Annotated in this window: 1 protein-coding gene; it reads left to right on the forward strand. The window is 71.1% G+C overall.

From position 1 onward, the window contains the following. Positions 1 to 976, forward strand: a 976-nt coding sequence (locus FUT87_RS25780; RefSeq protein WP_147242834.1) for an AMP-binding protein, incomplete at both ends; no start/stop codon positions are given.

Raw genomic sequence — 976 nt, forward strand, 5'->3', positions numbered from 1 at the left:
ACGTGCCGCTGGACCCGTCCTATCCGGCCGAGCGGCTGGCCTACATGGTCGAGGACAGCGGCATCCGGCTGCTGCTGACGCAGCAGGCGCTCGCGGCGCGGCTGCCGTCGACCGACGGCCTCGCGGTGCTGGCGCTGGACGGCGAGGACGCCTTCACCGGCGCCGAGTCCGATCCGGCCGTCGACATCCACCCGGAGCACCTGGCCTACGTCATCTACACCTCCGGTTCGACCGGACGGCCCAAGGGCGTGGCGGTCACGCACGGCCCGCTGGCGATGCACGTGCAATCGATCGGCGAGGTCTACGGCATGACGCCGGCCGACCGTGAACTGCAGTTCGCGTCCATCGCCTTCGACGGCGCGCACGAGCGCACCTGGGTGCCGCTGGCCTTCGGCGCTGCGCTGATGCCGCGTGACCAGGAGCTGTGGCCGGTAGAGCGCACCGCCGCCGAGATCGAGCGTCACGGCATCACCATCGCCTGCTTCACGCCGGGCTACCTGACGCAGATGGCCGAGCTGCTCGGCGAGGGCGGCAGCCAGCTGCCGATCCGGTCCTACACGGTCGGCGGCGAGGCGATGTCGCGCGCCAACCTCGACCTCGTGCAATCGGTGCTGAAGCCACCGCGCATCATCAACGGCTACGGCCCGACCGAGACCGTCATCACCCCGACCGTCGGCGTCGCGCTGGCGGGCGAGCGATTCGCCGCGCCTTACATGCCGATCGGCAAGCCGGTCGGGGACCGGCAGGCGCGGGTGCTCGACGCCGATCTCAATCTCTGCCCGCCTGGCGTGCCGGGCGAGCTCTACCTGAGCGGCGGTCTCGCGCGGGGTTACCTCGGCCGGCCCGGCGCCAGCGCCGAACGCTTCGTCGCCGATCCGTTCAACGGCACCGGCGGTCGGATGTACCGCACGGGCGACCTCGTCCGCTGGAACGAAGAAGGGCAGCTCGAATACCTCGGTCGCATCGACCACCAGGT

The sequence above is a fragment of the Mitsuaria sp. TWR114 genome (assembly GCF_007997345.1).